Source organism: Mailhella sp., assembly GCF_057866825.1.
Map to the genome: position 1 here is coordinate 1 of NZ_DBMAHT010000117.1, position 6,157 is coordinate 6,157.

General features: G+C 62.9%; 5 protein-coding genes. All 5 read left to right on the forward strand.

Annotated features, from left to right (window positions below):
• The coding region (locus ACZM96_RS09000; RefSeq protein WP_489488640.1) for an AAA family ATPase at positions 1–1,266 on the forward strand (1,266 nt) is incomplete at its 5' end.
• A gap of 26 nt (positions 1,267–1,292) precedes the next feature.
• Positions 1,293–1,937, forward strand: coding sequence for a leucyl/phenylalanyl-tRNA--protein transferase (gene aat / locus ACZM96_RS09005; protein WP_489488646.1), 645 nt, complete (start codon positions 1,293–1,295; stop codon positions 1,935–1,937).
• A 479-nt stretch (positions 1,938–2,416) separates the two neighbouring features.
• On the forward strand, positions 2,417–2,830 hold the full coding sequence (locus tag ACZM96_RS09010) for an OsmC family protein (protein ID WP_489488641.1): 414 nt from the start codon (positions 2,417–2,419) through the stop codon (positions 2,828–2,830).
• A gap of 267 nt (positions 2,831–3,097) precedes the next feature.
• The gene (locus ACZM96_RS09015) at positions 3,098–3,991 is read left to right on the forward strand and encodes a hypothetical protein (RefSeq protein WP_489488643.1); all 894 of its coding nucleotides are present in this window, start codon (positions 3,098–3,100) and stop codon (positions 3,989–3,991) included.
• A gap of 824 nt (positions 3,992–4,815) precedes the next feature.
• Positions 4,816–6,157: alanine/glycine:cation symporter family protein (locus ACZM96_RS09020; RefSeq protein ID WP_489488645.1), on the forward strand; the 1,342-nt coding region annotated here is incomplete at its 3' end.

Genomic DNA, 6,157 nt, shown 5'->3' on the forward strand with positions numbered 1-6,157 from the left:
TTTGAGAAGGACAGAGCCCTGAGCCGTCGTTTCCAGTGCATCGACGTGAAGGAGCCTTCGGAAGAAGATTGTCTGGCCATTCTGCGGGGCCTTCAGGAGCGCTATGAGAAATTTCACGGCGTGCGCTACTCCAAGGGAGCCGTGCAGGCCGCGGTGGAACTTTCCGCGCGCTACATTCAGGACAGGCTTCTGCCGGACAAGGCCATCGACGTCATGGACGAGGCCGGAGCCGCGGCAACCCTGAAGCCCGGATTCCGTCGCGGCGCGGGCGTGTCCGTGCAGGACATCGAACGCGTGGTGGCCCGCATGGCGGGCATTCCCGCACGAAGCGTGACCCGCGGCGAAAAGGAGCGTCTGCAGACGCTCGGCGACGATCTGCGCGCCCGGGTGTTCGGTCAGGATCAGGCCGTGGACGCCGTGGTGCGCGCCATTCTGCGTTCCCGCGCGGGCCTGAGCCGGGAAAACCGGCCTACGGCGTCGTTTTTGTTCCACGGCCCCACGGGCGTGGGCAAGACCGAGCTTGCCAAGGCGCTCGCCGATCTTCTGGAAGTGTCCTTCGTGCGCTTCGACATGAGCGAGTACATGGAAAAGCACGCGGTCGCCCGTCTCATCGGTTCGCCTCCCGGCTACGTGGGCTTCGAGCAGGGCGGTCTTCTCACCGAGGCCATACGCAAGACGCCTCATGCCGTGCTGCTGCTCGACGAAGTGGAAAAGGCCCATCCCGACATCTACAACGTGCTTTTGCAGGTGATGGACTACGCCACCCTCACCGACAACACCGGCCGCAAGGCGGATTTCCGCAACGTGGTGCTCATCATGACCACCAACGCCGGCGCGCGTGAAATGGAACAGGCTCCCGTGGGCTTCTGTTCCACGAGCAGCGCGTCGGACCGCAGCGCCGGAGCGGTGGAGCAGACGTTCAGCCCTGAATTCCGCAACCGCCTCGACGCCATGATTCCGTTCAACAGCCTGAGCCGGGATCTCATGGGCCGCATCGTGGACAAGACCATGGCCGCGCTGGAACCCGGTCTGGCCGCCCGTCGCGTGTCGCTCACCCTGACCGACGCGGCGAGAAACTGGCTGGCCGATCACGGTTTTGATCCGCGCATGGGGGCGCGTCCGCTGCAGCGCGTGGTGCGCAACGAGGTTGAGGATCAGCTTGCGGAACTTCTGCTCTTCGGACGTCTGGAGAAGGGCGGCAAGGTGCTTGTGGACGCCTCTTCGCCCGACGCGCCTCATCTTACGCTTACGGCAAGCGGTCAGTAGTCGATATGGCGGCCCCTCTGTTCTGGATGCCCGAAGGCGGGCCGCTGTGGTTTCCCCCCGTGCGGGAGGCGAGCGACGACGGCCTGCTCATGGTCGGCGGCGATCTTTCGCCGGAGCGGCTCATGTACGCCTATTCGCGGGGGATTTTTCCGTGGTACGGCGAGGGCTCGCCCATACTCTGGTGGTCGCCCGATCCGCGCTGCGTACTTTTTCCCGAAAAGCTGCACGTGAGCGGAAGTCTTCGCCGGGTGCTGAACAGCGGGCGCTTCACGTTCACCGTGGATGCGTGCTTTGGCCGCGTCATTCGCGCCTGCGCCGCAATACCGCGCCCCGGGCAGGACGGCACCTGGATAGTGCCCGACATGATGGCGGCCTATGAGCGTCTGCACGAGCTCGGGCATGCGCATTCGGTGGAAGTGTGGAACAACGGGGAGCTTGCGGGCGGACTGTACGGCGTGCAGTGCGGCCGGGCGTTTTTCGGGGAATCCATGTTTCATGTTCAGCCGGACGCCTCCAAGGCGGCGGTGGTGCATCTGACGGCGTGGCTCCGGGAACGGGGCGTGGAAATCGTGGACTGCCAGCAGACGACGCCGCACATGCTGCGTCTCGGCGCGGAGGAGATTCCGCGGGCCGCATTTCTTGCGCGGCTGTACCGGCTCTGCCGGGAGTGAGGGCGGGGCGAGCGTTCACGGGCGCTTCGGGGAGTGCGGGCGGCGTTCGTGTGGCGTGAACTCGCGGTCTGTGAGATGCGTTTACAGGCGCGAGACCGGCGCAGGCGGAAGCATGAGCGTCGCGGCCGTTGCCGCGGGCTCGGAACCTCTTTGCACCTGCAACGGCGCTCTCGGGCGTTTGCGTTCGCGGGGGCGGCAGACCGGACGCCGTGTTCGCAGGTGCGGCGCGGATGCCGTGCTTGTGAGAGGGCCGAGATTTGCGTTTGCCGGGAGCCGGGCAGGGTTCGCGATGGAGACGGCTCGGTGCTTGCACGGGCGGGAGATGTTTCGCCCCGCAGGGCGACACGCAGGCGGGCGGCGGTGCGGCGCAGGAAGCCGCAGAACGCATCATTTTTCCGGCATGGATGAAGAATCCGCGTCGGCGGACGGCCGGGCTTCGCGAAGCTTGGCCGTCAACATTCATCACAAGGAGTGCAGACATGAGCGACGTTGTTGAATTTGAACATACTCCGGACGGCTTTACGATCAGAACCGGACATCCTCTTCTGGAAGACATCCATGCGGATTATACCAGCGTGAGCCCGGATCAGCGTCTGGGCACGGCGCGCGTGTTTCTGGTCAGCGCGGCGCTGGACTGCTTCTGCGGTTCGATGAACGCGGCGCTTCTCGCCCGCGGCGTGCGCTATCGCCGCATTGTGGGCCGGGGCAGCGCGGAGAAGGAAGAGCGCGACGGCCTTTCCTTCGTCACCCGCATACATCTGGACGTTCGCGTGGAAGTGGACGACGCCGATGCCGAAACTCTGGCGCACTGTCTCAAGATCGTGAAGAGCTGCATGATTACCCGCTCGCTCATGGAAGGCGTGGCGGTCGATATTCACGCGGAACGCGGCTGATTTGACGTTTGCGCTTCCGAGAGGCGGCGCAAAAGAGTTTGTCCTTGCCGACGGAACGCCGCGCCTCCGGAGAGATTCTTCGGGGTCGCGGTTGCATGGGCTCTGCGCGGCTGCGCGCAGGGGCGTCGGCATGGAGCCAGGCGACGTGAGAATTCATGTGACTCGCCGTCCGTAATATCCCATTGTCATGCCCCGGCGTTTGATTTACTGTATCGGCAAAGGAGCTTTCCATGCCGGAAGGCTCCCTGATGACCCTGAGGAGGGTATATGAACAAACTTTTTGTTTCCGCTGCGGCCGCCTTCATGTTTTTCGGCGTCGCCGGTCAGGCCAGTGCTCTGCCGGAACCGGACATGTCTCCCAAGTACACCTATGAACTGAAAGACGTCATGAAGGTTGACGGTCGGCAGGGCGTCGCCTGCGACGGCAAGTACATCTACGTCAGCTGCAGCAAGGTGCTGTACAAGTATGACATGGACGGCAAACTTGTCCTCAAGAACGACAAGCCCTTTGAAACCGGCTACACCAAGGCAGTGAACCACCTCGGCGACATCGACGTGTACAACGGCGAAATCTACTGCGGCGTGGAAAACTTCATGGACGGCGTGGGCAAGGACATTCAGGTGTCCGTGTACGACGCCAATACGCTGAAGTTCAAGCGCGCCTTCCCGTTCAACGAGGCTTCCGGCCAGCTGGAAACATCGGGCATCACCGTGGATCCCGTGAAGGGCACCGTGTGGATGTGCTCCTGGGTGGGCGAAGAGTCCGGCCGCTACCTCTATGAATACGATCTCGACGGCAACTATCTGCGCAAGGTGCATCTGCAGCCGGTGCCGCAGTGGGTGCAGGGCGTGTTCTACTATGACGGCTCCCTGTTCCTGACCGCCGACGACGGCACGGCCGACGACAACGAACCCGATCATCTGTACCGCGTGGACATTTCTTCCGCGAGCAGCGCGCCCGTGATTCTGGAAAAGACCTTCACCGAAACCATCAAGCAGGGTGAAATCGAAGGTCTGTGCGTTGATCCTTCCACCGGCGATCTGCTGGTGCATCAGAACCGCGGCGCCCGCATCGTGCTCGGCATGACCAAGGGCATGTATCCGGGCTACAAGTCCGAAGTGCATGAAATTTATCGCTACAAGCTGACGCCCAACAAGTAGGCTTGCGGCAGGGATTCGCCGTTTCTGCGGCGGAACATTCAGACGGTCTGCGTTTTTGCGCGGGCCGTCTTTTTTTGCGGCTTTTGCGGCATGGGGGAATGAGGGAGCCGCGTTTTCCCGGACTTGCCGCCTGCCCGCGCCGGACAGACCGGGGCGGGAGCGGAACTGCGGCATCTGCCGACGCGGCTATTTTTTAGGCGAGCCTCCGGGAGCATGAGAGGGGGGGAGAGACCCTGCGGACTCGGTTTGAGGGGCGGGGCGGCTCGGCGGGAAACGCACGCCGGGGCAGGGGCACGGCGAAGGGGCGGCAGTTCCTGGGGGGCGGCAGGGAGCAGAATTTCCCACGGCGACGGGCAGAGAGTCGGCGGGAGAGAATGTTGCGTCGGAGAGCAATGCGTTTTTTTGAGGCAAGAGTGACGGAAAAAGAGTCTGCGCTTTTTCGGAAAGATGGGAGCACGCCGGGGGCAAGGGCACGGCGAAGGGGCGGCAGGGAGCAGAATTTCCCACTGCGACGGGCGGGGATTTGGCGGGAGGCGCTGCGGCTATGGGGAAAAGGGGCGCTGCCGGAAGGCGGAAGAGATGATGTTGCTCCGGGGAGCCACGGGTTTGTTGAGGCGGCAGGGATGAGCGGAAACTGCCGGGGCTTCAGGCAACGACGTTGTTTCCTGCATGAGCGCGGCCAGGGCGGCGCCAGGCGGAAGAGCAGGGCGGAAAAGTCGGATATTATGCAAAAAACGAACAGGTGACGCGACTTTCAGTTTGCTTTTCCCATTATAATAGGATATCGTGATAAATTATTGATGTATTCACAAAGGTGTCACATTATGTTGGAATGGCTTACCGCTGTAAACAATTTCGTATGGGGGCCGTGCATGCTGGTGCTCCTGTTCGGCACCGGCCTGTATCTTACCATCGGGCTGCGCTTTTTTACTATCCGCAACTTTGCCCGCGGCCTTCGTCATGCCTGGGCCGGACGGCGTCCGGATTCGGAAAAGGGCGAAATTTCTCCCTTCAACGCGCTGATGACGGCCCTTGCCGGAGATATCGGCACCGGCAACATCGTGGGTGTGGCCACGGCCATTTACATGGGCGGCCCGGGCGCGCTGTTCTGGATGTGGATGACGGCCCTTGTGGGCATGGCCACCAAGTTCAGCGAAGTGCTGCTTGCCGTGCATTATCGCGAGCGCACCCCCGCCGGAAACTGGGTGGGCGGAGCCATGTTCTTCATTAAAAACGGTCTTGGAGCCCGCTGGATGTGGCTCGGCAGCGCCTTTGCGCTGTTCGGCATAGTGGCCTGCATCGGCACCGGAGCCATGGTGCAGAGCAACGCCATCGGCGGCGTGCTTGAGGCAAGCTTCGGCGTTTCTCCCTACATTTCCGCTGTGGCGCTGCTCGTGCTCTCCAGCGTGGTGCTGCTCGGCGGCGTGAAGCGCATTGCCGGCGTGGCGGGACGCATCGTTCCCATCATGGCGCTGTGCTACGCCGCCATGTCTCTTGTGGTCATTGTTCTGCACATCGATCAGGTGCCCGGCATTTTCGCCATGGTGCTGCGCGAAGCCTTTTCGCCGTCGGCGGCGCAGGGCGGCGCGGCCGGCGCTTCCATCATGCTGGCCATCCGCATGGGCATGGCCCGCGGCATCTTTTCCAACGAGGCCGGACTCGGCACGGCGCCCATGGCGCACGCGGCGGCTTCCACCAACTCGCCCATGACGCAGGCCACCATCGGCATGCTCGACACCTTCGTCGATACCATCGTGGTGTGCAGCCTTACCGCCTTTGCGCTGCTGCTCACCGGCGAATGGACCGACGGTCAGCAGGGCGCGGCCATGACCTCGGCCGCCTTTGAAAGCGTGCTTCCCGGCATCGGCAGCATCATGGTGGCCGTGTGCCTTTCGCTGTTCGCCTTCACCACGGCCATGAGCTGGTGCGTGTACGGCGAACGCTGCGCCATCTACTTCTTCGGCGACAAGGCGCAGATTCCCTTCCGCGTGGTGTACTGCATCGCCATTCCTGTGGGCATTCTCGTCAAGCTGAATCTGGTCTGGCTGCTGGCCGATACCTGCAACGCCCTCATGGCCATCCCCAACCTTATCGCCATTCTTCTGCTCAGTCCCGTGCTGTTCAAACTGGTGCGGGAGGAAGAGTCGAAGTTCCGGGCCGAGTGCG